We start from the raw sequence: 18,697 nt of genomic DNA on the forward strand, positions 1-18,697 counted from the left end.
CTTATCCTCCTTGATACTGTACTACTCTTTCTTTTGCTTCATCTTTCAAGAATTCAAAATTATTATCAAAAAATATTTTAAGATTAGTAAATCTTAGTAAAGAGTTTCTATCTTCTTGTATTATTGTCCATGTATCTGCATAATTATTCGCTAAACATAGTGAAGAATCATTCACAAAATCGATAAACTGTTCTTCCTTGTTCTCATATTTATCAGCAAAATCAAACGCATAATCTTCTTTGAGATATTGTTCTAAATTTCTTTTATTATGCAATACATGATCTAAATTGCAAGAGAAATAATATGTTTCAATTGGGAGTGCGTACACTTTTGCAGTAGAATGAATCATATTTAAATTTCTAGATTTTCTTTGATTTCTATCAATTGCATCATTAGGACGATTTGTATATATTCCATCATCTTCATAGCGGAATGAAATATCATTTTCGGAAAAATAAATATAGGAATCATCAATATAACATCCATCACTATCTGATAGGAATATGATTTTTTCAATATGCTTTTTCTTAATACCATGGTTATTTTCTAGGAAACTCTTAATTACTCTAGTAATACGTTGTTTCATATTTAAATTACGCACTTCAGGATCTAAACTCGCAGTTAAATCGCATCTTAGAACTTCAAAGTGTATTTTAGTACTATCAACTAATTCAGATAGAATTGGCTCTAATGCATCTTTATCACTTAATCCTTCTACAAGAAATAATAGAATTTTTTTATTCATTAAAAGAACCTGCCTTTCTAAATGCACGTTTAATTTTAAAATTCTTAGTTTCTTCGTAGATAGGTTCACATTGTCCGCCTAAAAGAATGTTTGTATAATAATAATCTCGAACATTATTATTTGATTTGATTCCAGTTAATTGAATATAACGATTATTTGTATTAGCAGTAGTAACGATAATAGATTTATATGATAATTTTTCTAGTGCCCTTAAATTGTGAGAAGTAAAAACAAATTGACCTTTTGCAGATTCATCAATAATTTCAACTAACTCTCCTAACAAATATTCAAAAATACCAGAATCAAATTCATCAATCATTAAACAAATAGAATAGTTATTGAATGCAGCTATCATTGAACTGATAACAGAAATTAAGCGTTTAATACCTTCAGATTCGTATTTTAGGGGAATGAGTTTATTATTTCTGATGCTAACTATTTCAAAGTTAATACCATCTTCCCCGTTTTTTAAAAATTGCTTTTTCTGATTTGTGATTTCCAATCGTATTGAAGGGATAATTGCATTTAAAACAATATCAATTTGCTTGATAACTATTTCTAAATCTTTAAATACTTCCATAGGCATTTCATTAGGTTTCAATAAATTGACAGCTATTTCTCCCATCTTTAACGAATCATTCTTAGAAAGGTATAAGTTAATTGGAACATAAGTATTCAAATTAATACTACCCATCACATCATTTTCGATAATGATTAAGCTAGTTTCAGCATAGAGTGGTAATAAACGTAATACATCAATTAGTCTTTGATCATCATTTCGAATTGTATTTGTTAATTGTTCCAATAATATTTTATTATTTCTTTTGTGAAAGATAAAAGAGGTCCCTTTTTCAATATCTTGTGCAACTCGTAATTCAATTAAACTATCCTTAGAAATCTTATTCGCAAGTTTCTTTAAAACAATTTCTTGATTAGTACATTCAATTAAAGTTACTTGTGGTTTCCATTTATTTTCAGTTTCAGAATATTCCTTTGATACGATTTTTTCTGAATAAATTTGATATTTTTCATCAATCAAGCCAATCAAAAAAGTATAAGTTACCAACTGCTTTGAAGCCATAGAATTTATAAAAAAAGTATAACTAATTTCCGCATTTTCACATTCATTGTTAATAAATTTATCAAAGTAATCTGGTAATTTATTTCCAATTAAAATATTCTTTAATAGTTTTGTTACCTCTAAAACTGTTGTTTTACCTGAACCATTTTGACCATAAATACCCAAGACAGATTTTAAATCATGAAAGTTTCCTTTCAAAATATTACTATATTCATTAAAACTAATTTTACCATGGCATACATTCTTAATACCGTTTATTTTAATCTCTTCAATCCTAACTAGTTCTTTCATATAAATATACCTCCATATCTATTCTATCAAACTTATATAAGTTGTCAATATTTAAATAATGATACAAAATGTATCTTTTTGTAAAAATATAATATTAATATATCAAATTATATTTTTCTATTATTTAATATACTTATATTCTTAATTATTAACAGTCTTTAGTATCGTATTCTTACAGGATTTGTCGTTGTGTAAATTAAGATATAAATCAGTGTTATTAGAATGATTATTTAGAGATGTTTCTAAGGTAATTAGGGCAGTAGATTCTTGTATAGACTTATCAATTACATAAAATAGATAATATTCTTTACAACAATTAACTATTTCTTTATCAATACATCTGCCATTTAATAAATAATCAATAACTTTTTCATCATTTTCAGCATGAATAAGAAGTCAAATACGGAGGTAATTATCTTTTCTAAATATCATTCTTTTTTTCTTTTAATACTTCAAATTCTGTATCAACATAATCACTCTCATCTAAAACAATTTCTTCATTTTTATATTTTCTTTTGCTTTTTGTGTAGCTTCTTCACGAGAATTGGCTGTGATTGTGATTTGTTTTTGAAGTGTTTCTGTAATTTTTACTAAATATGTTTTCATGTTATACCTCCTTTTGAGCATAAGAAAAGAGCAACCTATTTATAAAATTACTCTTTAATAATTAATCAATTTTGTTGTAAATATAATAAGCCTATTACTTTTAATTATTATTTTCAAAATGATTAATAATATAATCTATCATATCATTTAAGTCTTTATTTGATAAAGGAAGTTCCCAATCTGTTGTTTTCATTTTTATAAAAGCATTAGATACCTCAACATTTTCTTTTGTCTTCGTTATATTATCTTCTTCAAACATTATTCCTATACGATCATATAATATATGAATATTTTTAGTGCATGGATCAATATCAAAGCTTTGCAATGAAATAAAAACATACTGTCCTTTATATTTAGTTTCTATATATTTGTGATTTGATAAATCATATTTTTTCTCTAACTTTCTATTAGAAGTATAATTATGTTTCCCACTACCTCCGCAATAAAGATTTTTTTTACAATACTTTGTTCCGTCTTTTTTAGTGAATAAGTGATTTCCATCTTTATCAATTTTGCTTGCCAAAGAATCTATTATTTTTTTTCTTTCATTTTCCCTTAATGTATTGTATTTCTTCTTAATATTTAAAAAATCGTCCATACATTCAAATCCTCCTTTTTGAATTTTAATACTAATATTTCACATTCTAATATGAAATACAAAATGTTTTATCTATATATAACCTTAAGGTTTTATTTTCAACCAATCAAAGAAATGCTGGCATTTTGTTCTATATTAAGCTACAAAGATAGTAGAAATTTTAATTTGGTTAAATATTTCAAAAAGATATTATTTTGAATTTACTATTCTCCTCTTTTTGCTTTTCGCCATTCTATCTTCAGATAAAGTCTCATAATATCTCTAAAATATTTGATGCTTTGTTGTAATTCTCTAATTTCTTTGTTAGTGACTATAAGGTTATCCTCTATTTTCTTCATTTGTATCTCTAATTTTGGATCAAGCAAAGGAATACTATATATTGGCTTTTCATTACCATATTCATCATATTCGTAATCTATCACATGCTGTGGTTCTAAAAGGTTACTATATAATTCTTTTTCTGCATTCTTTAATTGTTTTCTAAGATATTTTTGCTTAGGTTTAATTCCATTTTTATAATATTTTAAAAAATCATAAAATAATCTTTCAAGAAAATTAATAATATATACATTCTTTCCTTTATTATTAAATTCATTCATTAATATATCTTTATCATTTTCTTTAATATACTGATTTTCACCTTTTTCTGGACCAAAGTATAAAATTAATAATTCATTCTTTTCTCTTGCTAATGAAATCAGTTTATATATCTCGTTTTGATTATCTTCATTTAAAATTTTATAATATAAGGAAATTAAATCAGCAGTATGCTTTCTTGCCTCTTGTATCCATTGTATTCTTGATTTTGCTACTAAATCAGCATCAATTTGTTTTTGTTTCCATTTTTCTTCGAATTTCTTGTTCTTATATCCTAAATAAAATGCACTACCTGCAGATATTATTGCTGATACCATAACAACCCAATCATTTGGCTCGAAGGATTTAATAAATTGTATAAAATTCTCTAATTCCATATGTTTGTATCACCTCAAATTTTATATAGAATTATTATCTCATTTTCAAATATTAACTACAATATATATTACTTAATTAAACAATATTTCTTTAATCTAACTTTCATTTTTAACAAATCATTAAAATCCTTACACTTTGTAGGATGTTCATCAATGATGTTATATTTATCCTCATAATGATACATAATCTTTAATGTTGTATCTTTTCCAGCTCTATCATTGTCTAAATGAAGATATAAATTTGTAATACTTGGATGGTTATTTAAGAATGTTTCTAGTGCAATCGGAACAGTTGAATCTTGAATAGATTTACCAATTATAGTTGCTCCTGCAATGGAAAGGTAATTATCTTTTAAATAGTCTCGACCACTTCTTTTCAATAAAGTCATATAAGAAAGTAAATCAATTACGGATTCAAAAACATGAAGGGAATGACTATCACTATTCGTAATTGAAAAACTGTATTGTTTATCACTGCCTAATACATCTTTTTTCCAGTTATCATCAGTTGCTCTTTTACATGCATATTTTGGTATTCGCTGTTCATCGTATCCAATAAAGACAATAGAATGATCATTCTCAGCTTCATAAAAAAGATACTGTTCTTTACAATACTGAACAATATCTTTATCTATACAGCGTTCATTAACTAAATAACTGATGGCTTTATCATCATTTTCAGCACGATATGGTAATCGAAAACGATAATTTGATTTTACTTTTTGTTCTATTTTTAATGGTGGTTGATTATCAAGCAAGTCATTAATATGCAATGCCGCATCTAAAAAATCCCATCCTTCAACTTCAATAAAATACTTTAAAGCCGTTTTACCTCCAATCCCTTGAGCCCACCAGCACCATAATCCATTCGATAAATGTAAAGAAGAATGTGTTCTTGTTGTGTAATCCCCACGACTATTTTTAACTAATTCATCTGGCTCATAGTTTTTAAAATAAGTGAGTAAGTCCAATTCTTTTACTCGTTTTAAATCTTGTTTACTAATACCTTTACGTTTGCTCATTATGATAGTCCTAATTCATTTAAACATTTTGATAATAAATAAGCAGCATCTATAAACGGCATTTGTTCTACGAAAACAAGATATTGAATAGCACTCTTACCACTTAAATGAAGTTCTTTCCATTGCCATTTTTTATTTGTAATAATCAATCCATGATGGATACACGATTCATAATGTCTTCCAACTTTGACAATACTATTGGGTTCAAATAGTTTTAAATATGTGAGAAGATCAATTTGTTTAATGATGGTTATTTGTTCTTGAGGAACAAATTTTAATAATTTTTTATTCATACATTACATTCCTTTCCATGATAAAAGGGAGTCAAACAAACTCCCTTATCTTGATATTTCATTTTTTCTAGATTCGATTTCTTCAGTTTCATCATCTAACGATACTTCAGCGTGATTATCTTTATTGCCAATATCCAATTCCTTATTTAATTCAGACAATCGAGAAGATTTTTCTTGAAGTTCTTGTTCCTTTTCAAAAGGACGATTGACTTCTTCTTTTGCATTTTCAAACTGATGTTCAATATCAACTAATAATGTTTTTTCAGTTTCTAATTTTTTAGAAATAGAATTGATTTGATTATCCAAACGAGTGATATTTCCATAGACATCATCACCTAAGTCGACAACATATTGAGCATTCTTTTTCAAAGTGATCTTGTGATAATTATAAAAACTGTCATAGGATAATAGCATTTCAAAATCACGATATTGACCAATTGATTTAGAATCTGTTGTTTTATGATTCTTACATGCAAGCAACAATGCATTACCTGCCAATTCTTTTTCGTCATAGAACTTTCCATGAACTTTCATACCAGTAAACTGTTCAACATCTTTTGTAGTTTCAAAATCTTTTTGATAATTTGAAATTCGTTCTTTAATAGAAGCAATCTTCATTGGATAATATTTGATAATCTTATCTTCCAAGTCATATCGTTCACTTAAATAATTCGCTTTTGCCAGTTTTAATTTACTGACTTGAATATCCAAGTCCATCTTTTCTTTAATCTTTGGATTTCCACTTGCTAATGCCTTGATTTCTGCATAATTTAACGAAGCTTCATCAATATCTTCAGCACTTCGAACAGGCGATTTACTTGTCATGATTTGAGAAATGAACTTTTGTTTATTTTCTACTAACTGATACAAATACGCATCAAAGGTTTGTTCCGTAACATAACGATAAATATAAACATCACTATTTTGATTACCTTGTCTGACAATTCTTCCTGCTCGTTGTTCTAAGTCACTAGGACGCCATGGACAATCTAAATCATGAATCGCAATCAAGCGGTCCTGAACATTTGTTCCTGCACCCATCTTTTGTGTCGAACCTAATAAAATTCGTACTGTACCGGCACGAACTTTTGAGAATAATTCTTTCTTCTTTACATCGGTAGCAGCATCATGAATATAAGCAATTTCACTAGGCGGAATACCATAATCAATCAGTTTATGTGCTATATCATCATAGACATTAGTATAGGGAATATTTTCTGATGAATCTAAACTTTCAATAAAAGTCGATGATGTTTTTGATGGTGTAGACATATCACAAAAGATAAGCTGCGTTGATTTTTTATCTTTGTTTTCTTCATAAATACGAAAGACATTTTCTAAACAAGCATTCACTTTACTATGTTCATTTTCGGGAAGTAAAGGATTAATTAATCTTTGTTCCAATGCAAGTTTACGCCCATCATTTGTGATTTTAAGCATATTATCCTGTGTTGGATCAACATTACCATCTCGAACTTCTTGCGCTCGATCAGCAAGTGACTCTACAATTTCTTTTTGCATTTCACTTGGTTTTACTGAAATATTTTCATAATGAGCCGTTGGCACTGGTAGATTTAACATATCTGCTGTTTTAATATCAGCTACTTCTTTAAACATATTGATAAGTTCAGGCAAGTTGTAAAATTTAGCGAATCGTGTTTTCATTCGATAACCAGTGCCCTCTGGAGCAAGTTCTATTGCACTAATTGTTTCTCCAAAAGTAGAAGCCCATGCATCAAAATGTTCTAATCCTTGTTTCTTTAAAGCATCAAATTGAAGATAACGTTGAATCGTATACATCTCTGTCATAGAGTTAGAAATTGGCGTTCCTGTCGCAAAAACAATTCCTTTTCCATTTGTTAATTCATCTAAATATTGACACTTCATAAATAAATCTGATGATTTTTGGGCTTCAGTTTGGGATAATCCAGCTACATTTCTCATCTTGGTATATAGGAATAGATTTTTATAGTTATGACTTTCATCTACAAAGATTCGATCGACTCCTAATTCTTCAAAAGTTACAACATCATCTTTTCTTTCATCACTATTTAATTTTTCTAATCGCTTTTTTAGTGTTTTCTTTGTCTTTTCTAATTGTTTAATGGAATATCTTTCACCATTGTTTTGTCTTAAATCTTGAATACCTTGGGTAATACCTTCGATTTGTTCTTCAATCATTCGTTTTTGTCGTTCAATGGATACGGGTATTTTTTCAAACATAGAATGTCCAATGATAATCGCATCATAATCTCCAGTGGCAATTCTTGAACAAAACTTTTTACGATTACTTTTTTCAAAGTCTTGTTTTCTAGCAACCAAAATATTAGCACTAGGATACAATTGAAGAAATTCTGAACCCCATTGTTCAATTAAATGATTGGGAACTACAAACATTGCTTTTTGGCTAATACCCAAACGTTTCAATTCCATACAGGCAGCAGTCATTTCGTAGGTCTTTCCAGCACCAACGACGTGTGCAAGTAAAACATTATTTCCATAAAGAATATGAGCAATCGCATCTTTTTGATGTTTTCTTAAAGTGATCTCCGTATTCATATTTGGAAACTCTAAATGATCTCCATTGTATTCTCTTGGTCTTGTTGAATTGAATAATTCATTATATTTTTGTGTTAAATGCTCTCGGCGATCAAAATCTTTCCATATCCAGTTTTTAAAAGCATCTTTAATGGAATCCTGTTTTTGTTGCGCAATCATGGTTTCTTTTTTATTTAATATTGCGACTTTTTTACCATCATCATCGTATTCATAATCGAAGATTTTTGTCCCTTTAAGATTTAAACAATCTTCAATCAAACGATAAGCATTGGCTCGGTGTGTTCCATAAGTTTTTTCAGCTTTTGCATTGCCACGATCCCAATTCTTATTAGATACATTCCAAGTATCTGTAAATTTAGAATAGGTAATATGGATATGCTGTTTTGCAAAACCGGATGTAGATAAGATTTCAAACATAAACTGTTCATAAATATCGGAATCTATCCATGTAGCACCAAGTCGTACTTCAATTTCAGAAGCACTTAGATCTTGTGGCATTGCCTTTGTAAGAGCATCTACATGGTCTTGATATTGAAGATCAATTAAAGTTGATATCTTTGCGATTTTAAGTTTCTCACGAATATTTCCACTCAAATATTCATCAGCTGTTACATATTCTTCTAAACTAGGTTCATTCACATTTGGGATTTTATAAATCACTCCATGTAAATCGTTAATCATCTTTTCCTTATCGAATCCAGTTAAGGATGACATATAGTCAAAGTCGATTGTAGCCTTTTCAGCTAATGACAACATCAAAGCTTCTTGTGATGTTTCGACACTTTGAACAACTTCTTTTTTTCGTATTGTTCGTTTTGTAAACATATCTGCTTTTGATTTTAATGTGCCATCTTCATTTATATTTTCTAATGAACAAAGAAGATAATAGGAACTATCTTCTCGAAAAGCAAGAGCATTTCCACGACTATTGATCAGTCCATATTGGGCTGTAAAAGTATCATAGAGTTCATTTAAGTGTTTCTGTTCGCTTTCAATCATGGATTCTGGATAATCTTCTTTTTGATAATCAATCAATTTTCTAACACACTCACGAATATCAATTAAACCAGTAATACGATTTTGAGCTGTTTTCGATAACTCCATTTTGACCATCTGACTGTTTTCACGAAAATAAATATCGCCATCGACCATTGTATAACTATAATTACGTACATCAGGATTGGCTGGAATAGATACAATATCCGGTTCATTGGAATCTAATTCTAATTCATTGATAATACTATTTTCAATATGTCCATGAATAGATTGTATTGCACTATCTAATGCTTCTTTAAGGGTAACATCTTCATAAGGTGTTACTGTTAGATCTTCTCGACCATACATATTTTTTGACTTTTCAACATTTCCTAGAATCATATTTGGATGCGAAACAAAGTAACTGTTCATGACATTTCCTTGAGAATCCTTTTCGGTATATAACCATGCTTCATCAACAACCATAGGACGATCTCGTTTTTGAAGAACTAAAATATCGCTGACCGCTTTCGTATTTGCACTTTCGCTAAAGGTATTGTTTGGTAAACGAATTGCTCCTAATAATTCAGCACGTTCACTGATATATTTTCGAACTGAACTATTTGCTTTATCCATCGTGAATCGAGAAGTAACAAATGCAATAATACCTCCCGGTCGTACTTTGTCTAATGTTTTCGCAAAGAAATAATCATGAATATTGAAATGGTACTTATCATAGCGTTTATCGACTACACCAAATTGTCCAAAGGGAACGTTACCGACTGCGACATCAAAGAAAGAATCTGGAAGTTTAGTATCTTCATATCCTTCGATACTGATGTTTGCATTTTGATATAGTTGTTTGGCAATACGACCAGTAATAGAATCAAGTTCAATTCCGTACATTTTAGAATCTTTCATTGATTCAGGAACAAGTCCCATAAAATTACCGGTACCACATGCTGGTTCTAATATATTTCCATATCGAAAACCTAAATTAGAAAGAATCTGATAGATACTCTCAATAACTACAGATGGCGTATAAAATGCAGTTAAAGTGGATTCTCTTGCATTTCTATATTCATCTTCGTTCAGTAAATCTTTCAGTTCATGATATTCATTTGTCCAGTTGGATTTGGATTCATCAAAGACATCGGCAAGTCCACCCCAGCCAACATATTTTGCCAAGATTTCTTGTTCTTCTTTTGTAGCACTATGATGTTGTTTTTCCAAAGAAAAAAGCAGCTTGATGGCTGCAATGTTATTTCTATATCGTTCTTTTGGAGTACCTGCACCTAAATGTTCATCAGCAATATGATAATCAATTTTAGGACTTTCTTTAATTTCCGGTATTTTTTGAATAGAAGCAAAATCTTTTAATCGTTCATATACAGAAGTTGGTATTCCATTTGGAGCATCTTTATCATCATAAACAATGGCTTCGTTGAGTAAGAAATCATAAAACTCTTTTCCATTCCATGTATTATCTTCATCTGCAGCAATAATCTGTTCAAATTCATCATCCCACTGTACTTCGATATCTTCTATATTTAGATAAGATAAAATATCTTCAATCGTTTCTATTTTTTGATACATTCGATAGTCATTTGGGATATCATAATGATATTCTTTTGCAAACTCAGCTAACTGAGTATAAAGCATATCCGAAACTTTGATAGTTTCATCCTCATTATAATAAATACGATAGATACCCTTATGATCTGAAGTTTTATACAATTGCTCACTTTCAATATAATAGTTTTTTTGAATCATATTGTTGAGCCAACTTGATGCATAGTTTTCCATATCCTTAGATACAAATTCTTTTTGTTCTTCAGGAGTATTGTTTAAATCAAACTGAACATTCATCAAAGGATTTTCATAATAGATAGGCGTTAATACTTGCTTTTCTGCATCAATTTTAAAAGTCATAAACGGTTCATTGACTTCTATACCATCTATTTCATAAAAATGAAACATATCTATTGTATGTGTTTTATCATCATATGACAGCATAAGCGGATATTCACGATCGTTTCTTGGATATAAAACAATTAATGCTGATTTTGTTTCAGCTATTCGACTATTTAATTGGGTTAACTGTTGATATAACATATGTGGCATAGTTGTTTCTTGTATAGAAGAAAAACTGTAATCCTGATATGTTTTATCAATTAAATCATTGATGATTATCTTACGCATAACCTCATCACTCGTATATAACTCATATATTTCACGATGTTCAGCGTTTATCGAACCAATAATACTTATCATTTCTGAAGCAATTAAATCTTGAGCTTCATCAATGGTTGTATCACGATCACGAAGAGACGGATAAATAGAAGAACGTTTAATCTTATCAAGAAATAAAGGAATATACTCTTGAATCAGTTCATCTTTTGTTGTTTCTTTTTCTTGGATAGGAACAAGTAAACCATCATTTAGAGGATTTTCCTCTAACACTTTGCGTAACTCATCAGGAGTATAAGTTTCATTAAATAATGGGAATTCTTTATCTTGAAGCACAATCGTATCATTATTTTGAATAATCTCGTATTCTGAAATACCGATATATACCGTATCTCCCATATGCCATTGATATTCTTTGGGAACATCAGCAGGTATTATTTCCTCTGTTTGATTTGATGTTTGTGTGCTTTCTAGTTGCTTACGTTCTTTATCTAATTCATTGTTGATTTGTTCTTGCAGATAAGTAGGATAGTATTCTAATTCTTTTTGACTTAGATAACGATTTGACGCAATCAATTCACTTATCCTTTTTACAACTTTATCCCATTTTAAAGTAACCTTGATTTCATCTTTACGATTTTCGATACTTCGTGTGATCGTGATTCCTTTACCATCATGATCCTCACTAATATATCCAACAGCAGGAGAAGAACCACCAATACCATATTCATGTTTTAAAAAGGCCTCTTTTTCTTTTGATGATCTATGTTTTTGCAACTGTTGATAGATTCGATATTTTCCTTGAGAAAAGCCACTGCCACGAGTTAAAACTCTATCAATTTCTTCTTGTGAAAAGAAAATTCCATTTCTTAAAGATTCTTCATTTTCAAATACAGCATTTTGTTGTTCTTCTAAAGTAGGTATCTGAACATTTGGATCGTAATATCGTGATAATATCAGTCCATCAATTTCATAAGCTACTCGACTCCATGTGTAATCAACACTTTCTAATTGATTATCATAAGTACCATAATAAAGGTGAAGATGCTCATGATTTTTTACATATCCCAAAGGCACACCATCGACTTGCCATTCAACAACATGATTTGGATAACAGTCCTGAATAAAGTGAGCTTGTTCGTCTTTATCGGTATGTTCTTTAAAATATGCGATAATCTCACTTGATGGTTTTAATAACTCTGCTCTATAAATCATGAATTGAAATAATGCATATTTATTGAATACTTTATTTTGATAAGCAAGTTGAACACCTGACATGCCATCCCAATTTGGTAATGTGTATTCATAGTTATCAATTAGCTTGGATATTTCAGATTGAATTTCCATAAAAGATAGAAACGATGAAGATTTCTTATTTAAATAGTTTCCTTCCCAAATGTCTAACCCATGTCTATTTTTCTTATATCCAATATAGTTAAAATCATACCATTGCGGATTTCGATAGGTTTGAATCAATGTATCATCATAACATTCAGAGATAAAAGCAGTGCGTTCTTCATCATCGGTATGTTCTTTAAAGTATTGAACAATGTCTTCTTTCTTTTTTGTTAATCCTATATCTGTACAAAGTAAAGTAGATAAATAATCCATATTAAAAGGTGGTAAACTTTGTTCGTCACCACCTGTATCGTTTAATCCAAATCCTAAATCTAATTGTTGATAATCTCCTTGAGAATTACTTCGTTGGCTATTGATTTCAAGTTGTTCATATAAGCTACCCATTCCATTTGATTGTTTTCTTTGTTCGGTGCTGGATACTTCACTAATAATTGTTGCATCATTGTTTCCATTCTCTCTTGGGCTTGTACTTCGATTTCTTTGAGATGTTGGTTGAGTTGATTCTTCGCTTTCAGTGCGAATAAATGTCCCGGATGATTGTTCTTTAGGTATTGGTATCTTAATCGTGCGTAATGGCTGTTGAGAATTGGTTCGTTCGCCATTAGATTGGGAATCTGGTAATCTCCCACTTGACTGTATGTGATTGTTTTCATGTAAATCGCTCCTTTCATCTTTGACACTATCATTTTCTATTGTTTGCGTTTCTTTTGCAAATGTACGAATCATAATTTCTCGTGCTTTTACAGAAATATCCTGCATTCCCATTTCACATAAATCATGACAAGTCATTCCTAACTGCCCGATTGTATCAAGGGAGTTAAAATTTGTAATAGGATAAAAATCCTGTTCATCAAAATATAAACTTGTATCTAAACCACAGCGATTGATAAATTCAAAGGCAATAGTATTCGATACTAAACTTTCAAATAGTGTTTGTATTTCATGTTCTTCTAAGTACTCTAGATTACTATCTCGATTATATTTAACAAGAGAAGATAAATAATCTTGGCAGTTATCTTGTGCAATAACTTCTGCCATTTTCATTAATATCTCACCTAAATCATTACTTGAATGTTGAAATGGACCATATTTATTATCAATCATTTCAATAAATTCAGGATAGTATTCTTCTTGGATATTCCAAAGGTGTAATGGTTTATTTGTTGGACTTCGTGTATCACTAATATCAAATACATAACGAAGACCATGTCCTTTTTCGTTCAGTAAAGCAATTCCTTTGGTATTTTTCTTAATCCAACGATTCATCTTTTGATTCCATGTATCAAAATCAGCACAGGCTCTTGCGTTAGGTTTTTGAGAATAAATCAAAATTTGATCTTCAAATCGGTATTTATATGTCCATGAAGCAGTTTTTAGAAATGTCATCCAACTTTCTGGTGAAGAAGTTATATGTTGAGATTGTTCTAGCCATAGTTCGTGAACATATTGATATTTGCTTGGCATTTTCGCACCTCCTTTAATTTTGTATGAAAAAAGGAACTCCAACATTTGAAATTCCTAATAATTTAGTATATTTAGTTTTATGAAGGAAAATTAAGCAAATAGTTTATCAAAACTATTTGAAATTTACAGTTCCATTATAGTTTCACTTATAATTGTCCTATAAATATTATTTCTTAAATCAATATCTGCACTAGTTTACTGTGCCATTTACTGTGCCGGTTGGCGAAATAAATTAAATGTCTTTTTTATATAAATGGAACCATATAAATAGGAATATATTGAATTCCATTTTCTGATTTATAGTCTTTCGTATGAATAACATATTTTTCTTTAATTCTACTACTGAACTTAGTACTAAATAAATCTAAGGATTTATGAGATCTATAATTTCCAGATTTAACTTCTATTGGACATATTTTATTGCCTATTGAAAGTAAGAAATCAATTTCGTATAGACGATTAGAACTATCGCTATCCATTGTATAATAAAATAAATTATTACCATTTGCTAATAACATTTGAGCTACGATATTTTCGTACACATAACCTAAATTTGTATCAAGTTTATTTGACAAGAGTTTACTATAAATCATATTATCGGTAAAGTCCTTATCTTTAAATGCAAGTGTTATGAACAATCCCACATCAGAAAAAAATAGTTTATAACGACTAATATCCTTTTCTACAGCCATACCCACATTAGGATTGTTTGCATGATACGCAATATTTATAGTAAATGAACTAAGCATATCAGGAATTAATTCACGTACTCTATTCGCTCTTATGCCTTCTCTAGCAGTTGATAAGACATATCTTGATGCATTACCGCTTAAATTTGCTAGTATTGCATCGTAAATATCTCCTGCAAGCCCTGTACCATCAATTTTAACAAAATCCTCCTCATATAAATCAATGATTTCTTTACTTGTATGTGCGAAATTGATTAAAATATATGACTTAAATTCATTTTTTAGTGAACTCTTCAGCAATTGTACTTTTCTCGATACGTCTTGCTCCTTTGATTAATAATGCATATTTATTACTTCGATTTTCTTTCCATTCAAGTAAACACTAAAAATACGTAAATCCCCGTTCGAATAGCGTTCAAAAATACGTAAATCACCATTCACATATTTAGGAAATTTAATTACCTATAATTTTATTGAATATGGATATGAGTCTATTATTACCATTCTTAATGTATAAATACATATATTTATCTTTCAAAACCTTTTTCTTTTGGTTTGATTTTATTCTTTTCAAAAGAAAGATGATTTTCTAATATATCATTACAACGTCCTTCATAATTTTTGAAAGCATCTTTATAGTTGGTATAGTAAAATCCTACATCATAACCACCATTACGATTTGGGGAAGTACGCCAAGTTACATATTCATCTTTTCTTTTGTTATATCCTAATACAATCGTATGACTCCCTATAGAAGTTGATGCGATAATATCATATCCAGCATTATTTTCCTTATACATATCCATGATATTTAAATGGTTATTAGAATATATGCTCATAATATTGGAATTAATATCGTTTCTTTGACAATAGGATAGATATGTTTGAAGTCCATCAAAATGTTCTAATTCATCACGCCACTCATCAATGTTACACCATGTATTATCGTGGCATTCTAATGACATATAATCAATTGTATATCCTTATTCAAGTTCAGATAATAGATAACCATCTACATTAAAGTCCCAGTCTGGAATCGGATATACTTCTGACATACTCTTGTCTTTGAATTTAATATATACCATATCATCATTATTTTCTTTTGAAGTTGCATATCCAATGAAATGATGATTATCAGATTTACTCATTTGAAGAATATAATCAATTTTATAATGTTTGTAATGATGATTCTTCAAGATTTTTAAACATTCATTATATGATTCATTCGTCTTCATTGTACTTCCTCATTTCTTTCTTTAAGAAATTCAATATGATCGTGAATAGAATCACTTATATATTTTTCACACGCTCTATGTTCTTTAATTTTTAAATCATAGAAGCGATTGTTATAGTCAATGATAGAAGATTCTAGTTGGTAATAATCTTTTTTATCAATAACTTCATGATGATCATTTAATAGCATAACTGAATAATATCGTTTATCATTTTCATCAAAGCTAGAACCTAATAATAAATATTGATCTCCAATACAATTATCTAAAATAACACCATGATTTCTAAATTCAACATGATAAAAATGAAATAACGCATCAGTACAAATAATTTGAGAAGTATGCTGAATTAATGTTTTATAACAGATTCCAGTTTTTTCACAAAAACTTAGATATTTGTATAATCCGTTTTCATATAAATTTACTTCATAAATGAATTCGTCAATAAAATCCCAAAGACGAGCATGAAAATCTAAGTCCATAAATTTTAAATTATAACCATCATCTAATAATTGCAGTACATAGGACTCCATTTGTGAATCAAATACTTCTTTTTGAAGTTTTGAAAAGTTAATCTCATTTCTTTCTAATATAGTATAAGTATCTCCTAAATTTAATACGACATACTCTACATCCATACATTCATCATAAATTCCAATAATATTTTTAATATCATTACTCAATAGAAATAATAACGATGGTTGAGCAAACTTATCCATAAGATCCTCCTCGAATTTTGCAATTTGCTTTATTAATTTGTTTTTTGTATTTAATAATTCCATAAATAAGCTCCTTTCAATTATTTATATTTATATATAGGAAAAGGGGCTGTGACGAGTAAGAGAAATTATAGTTTCTCCGAAAATCACAGCTTTTTTTAATAATTCTTCCTGCTTTTGGGTATTTTAAAAACAACTATCCTTAAAATAGCTATTTTCTACCTTTGCTTTTCAATCTTCCCCCTGCTCATTGTGGAAAACTAATTCATATTTTTCACCTTTTTTCGATTATGGTACTTTCTTAGGTTATATCCTATACATACCAGAATCAATTCTACTTTTACTCCGCTTTCCCCTCGTCGATGAAGTCGCACATATTCAAAGTCCTGCTTGATATCCGCAAATGCCCCCTCTGCCTGTGCGCTGCGTTTCCTCATCAACATCTTTCCTTCTTCGCTCTTTAGATATTCATCTATTTCTGTATGCATCTTCTCTAATGCCGGTACGATCCTTGCACTTCTTCCATTTTTTGAAGTCGTGCATTTATTTCTTTGTGCACACCCACAACAGTTTTTATTTCTATAATACACTGTCATTTTTGGATACTGTCCCTGGAGATTTACTCCGATTCGCTCTTTTTCAAACACATGTCCTGCAGGACAAACTGGTGTTCCATCCTCCATGCGTTCCATATGCCGCAGCTGATAACGGTTCTTGTCAGTTACTTTTTCTTTCTTCTTTTCATATCCGCTATATTTCAATATGCCTTTGATCCCCTTGCTTTTACAGTAGCTGTAGTTTTCATAGCTCCCATATCCTGCATCCGTTACTTCCATCTTTGGATACTGCCCATACAGTTCTTTGTATCCTTCTGTAAATGGCTGCAGGGTTCTCATGTCGTTGGCATCACTGCTGATATACTGATAAGCGATGTACCCATTGTTTACTCCTATCTGTACATTATATCCAGGCTTGAACACATTCGTATGATTATAATAATCATATTTCATATGCATGAATGTGGCATCCGGATCCGTCTTGGAGAAACTGTTTCTTTCTCCAAGTATATCTTCCTGTATGGCATACTGCCACATCTTGACTGCACTTTTCTTCAGTTCATCGCACAATTTTGCGATCTCGTGTTTTCCTCTGCCTTTTCGGATATGTTCTTTTTCCTTCAGCCAGTTTTCAAGTGCTTCATCTATTTTTATCATATATTCGATATTTGGATATTTCAGAATCGAATAATGTATATCGATTTCATGTTTCTTAAAGTATCGGTTTACCTGTCTCAACAGTTCCATGCATTTCTGCCAGTGTCTTGGAAGATAACGCTTGCTCCAGCCTCTCCAGCAGAAAGTCATCTTATTGGCATTGGCCTCAAATTTCGTCCCGTCAATATAAAGAATCTGTTCTTCCAATGCCTTTTCATCTTGTACATACAGATAGATTTCTTTCGCAATGGTTTCTATCGATTCTTTCAGTGTGTTATTGATGAAGCGTTCAAAGCTCTTGTAGCTGGGAATGAAGCCGTTTGTGATACTGCGATAACGGACATCATAGCGGCAAAGTTTTTCCAGCTTGCGTAAAGAAGCGTAGCCGTCTTCAGCGAAGGCCATAAGAATGACGGTCAGCATCATGACAGGATCATAAGAACGAGAATCAAGATGATGGAAATCTATGAACTTACTCAGATCAATCCTCCTCAAGACTTCCAGGATCGTGATACTCAAATCATCCTTAAGGACATCGTTTTGAAAAGAAAATTCAAAATCCAGTAGCATATATGGCTGATATGCTGTATAATTTGGTTGGTTAATTTGAGTAATTGTCATACATAAATTATACCAAAAAAATACACCTTTTTCCTTATAGGATTGGGTGTATTTTTTTACCTTAG

At 30.0% G+C, this 18,697-nt stretch carries 13 protein-coding genes; all 13 read right to left on the reverse strand.

Going from position 1 to position 18,697, the window contains the following annotated elements; translation table 11 throughout:
- Position 1: 1 nt before the first annotated feature.
- Positions 2–745 carry a hypothetical protein gene (locus H8909_RS00905; protein WP_117561257.1) on the reverse strand — a complete coding sequence of 248 codons (744 nt, stop codon included), beginning with the start codon at positions 743–745 and terminating at the stop codon, positions 2–4.
- The gene (locus H8909_RS00910) at positions 738–2,117 is read right to left on the reverse strand and encodes an AAA family ATPase (RefSeq protein WP_117517491.1); all 1,380 of its coding nucleotides are present in this window, start codon (positions 2,115–2,117) and stop codon (positions 738–740) included. Before H8909_RS00910 ends, H8909_RS00905 begins: the two co-directional genes overlap by 8 nt.
- Before the next feature lie 483 nt (positions 2,118–2,600).
- Entirely contained in the window at positions 2,601–2,723 is a 123-nt protein-coding gene (locus H8909_RS00915) for a DpnD/PcfM family protein (RefSeq protein ID WP_199413573.1), read from the reverse strand.
- A gap of 100 nt (positions 2,724–2,823) precedes the next feature.
- Positions 2,824–3,321, reverse strand: coding sequence for a hypothetical protein (locus H8909_RS00920; protein WP_117517493.1), 498 nt, complete (start codon positions 3,319–3,321; stop codon positions 2,824–2,826).
- Between the two features lie 203 nt (positions 3,322–3,524).
- Positions 3,525–4,295 carry a hypothetical protein gene (locus H8909_RS00925; protein WP_117517495.1) on the reverse strand — a complete coding sequence of 257 codons (771 nt, stop codon included), beginning with the start codon at positions 4,293–4,295 and terminating at the stop codon, positions 3,525–3,527.
- Between the two features lie 68 nt (positions 4,296–4,363).
- A complete protein-coding gene (locus H8909_RS00930; protein ID WP_117517497.1) occupies positions 4,364–5,317 on the reverse strand; it encodes a DUF3991 domain-containing protein in 954 nt (317 codons plus the stop codon).
- Positions 5,317–5,610, reverse strand: a complete 294-nt coding sequence (locus H8909_RS00935) for a hypothetical protein (protein ID WP_117517499.1) — start codon at positions 5,608–5,610, stop codon at positions 5,317–5,319. The genes H8909_RS00930 and H8909_RS00935 overlap by 1 nt, the downstream gene beginning before the upstream one ends.
- A gap of 45 nt (positions 5,611–5,655) precedes the next feature.
- The gene (locus tag H8909_RS00940; protein WP_238928180.1) at positions 5,656–14,157 is read right to left on the reverse strand and encodes a helicase-like domain-containing protein; all 8,502 of its coding nucleotides are present in this window, start codon (positions 14,155–14,157) and stop codon (positions 5,656–5,658) included.
- Between the two features lie 245 nt (positions 14,158–14,402).
- Positions 14,403–15,146, reverse strand: coding sequence for a DUF4143 domain-containing protein (locus H8909_RS00950; RefSeq protein ID WP_238928181.1), 744 nt, complete (start codon positions 15,144–15,146; stop codon positions 14,403–14,405).
- Positions 15,147–15,373: 227 nt separating this feature from the next.
- Positions 15,374–15,811, reverse strand: a complete 438-nt coding sequence (locus H8909_RS00955; RefSeq protein ID WP_117517503.1) for a hypothetical protein — start codon at positions 15,809–15,811, stop codon at positions 15,374–15,376.
- A gap of 18 nt (positions 15,812–15,829) precedes the next feature.
- Positions 15,830–16,081, reverse strand: a complete 252-nt coding sequence (locus H8909_RS00960) for a hypothetical protein (protein ID WP_117517505.1) — start codon at positions 16,079–16,081, stop codon at positions 15,830–15,832.
- Positions 16,078–16,860, reverse strand: coding sequence for a hypothetical protein (locus tag H8909_RS00965; protein WP_117517507.1), 783 nt, complete (start codon positions 16,858–16,860; stop codon positions 16,078–16,080). The genes H8909_RS00960 and H8909_RS00965 overlap by 4 nt, the downstream gene beginning before the upstream one ends.
- Before the next feature lie 197 nt (positions 16,861–17,057).
- Positions 17,058–18,632, reverse strand: a complete 1,575-nt coding sequence (locus tag H8909_RS00970; protein ID WP_115715574.1) for an IS1182 family transposase — start codon at positions 18,630–18,632, stop codon at positions 17,058–17,060.
- Positions 18,633–18,697: the final 65 nt, after the last annotated feature.

The sequence above is a fragment of the Catenibacterium faecis genome, from assembly GCF_014306455.1.
GTDB classification, from domain to species: Bacteria; Bacillota_I; Bacilli_A; order Erysipelotrichales; family Coprobacillaceae; genus Catenibacterium; species Catenibacterium mitsuoka_A.

Coding starts and splice junctions, on each gene's coding strand:
- H8909_RS00915 (WP_199413573.1), bottom strand. CDS start 2,723: ATGAAAACATATTTAGTAAAAATTACAGAAACACTTCAAAAACAAATC.
- H8909_RS00905 (WP_117561257.1), bottom strand. CDS start 745: ATGAATAAAAAAATTCTATTATTTCTTGTAGAAGGATTAAGTGATAAA.
- H8909_RS00910 (WP_117517491.1), bottom strand. CDS start 2,117: ATGAAAGAACTAGTTAGGATTGAAGAGATTAAAATAAACGGTATTAAG.
- H8909_RS00935 (WP_117517499.1), bottom strand. CDS start 5,610: ATGAATAAAAAATTATTAAAATTTGTTCCTCAAGAACAAATAACCATC.
- H8909_RS00970 (WP_115715574.1), bottom strand. CDS start 18,632: ATGACAATTACTCAAATTAACCAACCAAATTATACAGCATATCAGCCA.
- H8909_RS00955 (WP_117517503.1), bottom strand. CDS start 15,811: ATGTCATTAGAATGCCACGATAATACATGGTGTAACATTGATGAGTGG.
- H8909_RS00930 (WP_117517497.1), bottom strand. CDS start 5,317: ATGAGCAAACGTAAAGGTATTAGTAAACAAGATTTAAAACGAGTAAAA.
- H8909_RS00940 (WP_238928180.1), bottom strand. CDS start 14,157: ATGCCAAGCAAATATCAATATGTTCACGAACTATGGCTAGAACAATCT.
- H8909_RS00965 (WP_117517507.1), bottom strand. CDS start 16,860: ATGGAATTATTAAATACAAAAAACAAATTAATAAAGCAAATTGCAAAA.
- H8909_RS00925 (WP_117517495.1), bottom strand. CDS start 4,295: ATGGAATTAGAGAATTTTATACAATTTATTAAATCCTTCGAGCCAAAT.
- H8909_RS00920 (WP_117517493.1), bottom strand. CDS start 3,321: ATGGACGATTTTTTAAATATTAAGAAGAAATACAATACATTAAGGGAA.
- H8909_RS00960 (WP_117517505.1), bottom strand. CDS start 16,081: ATGAAGACGAATGAATCATATAATGAATGTTTAAAAATCTTGAAGAAT.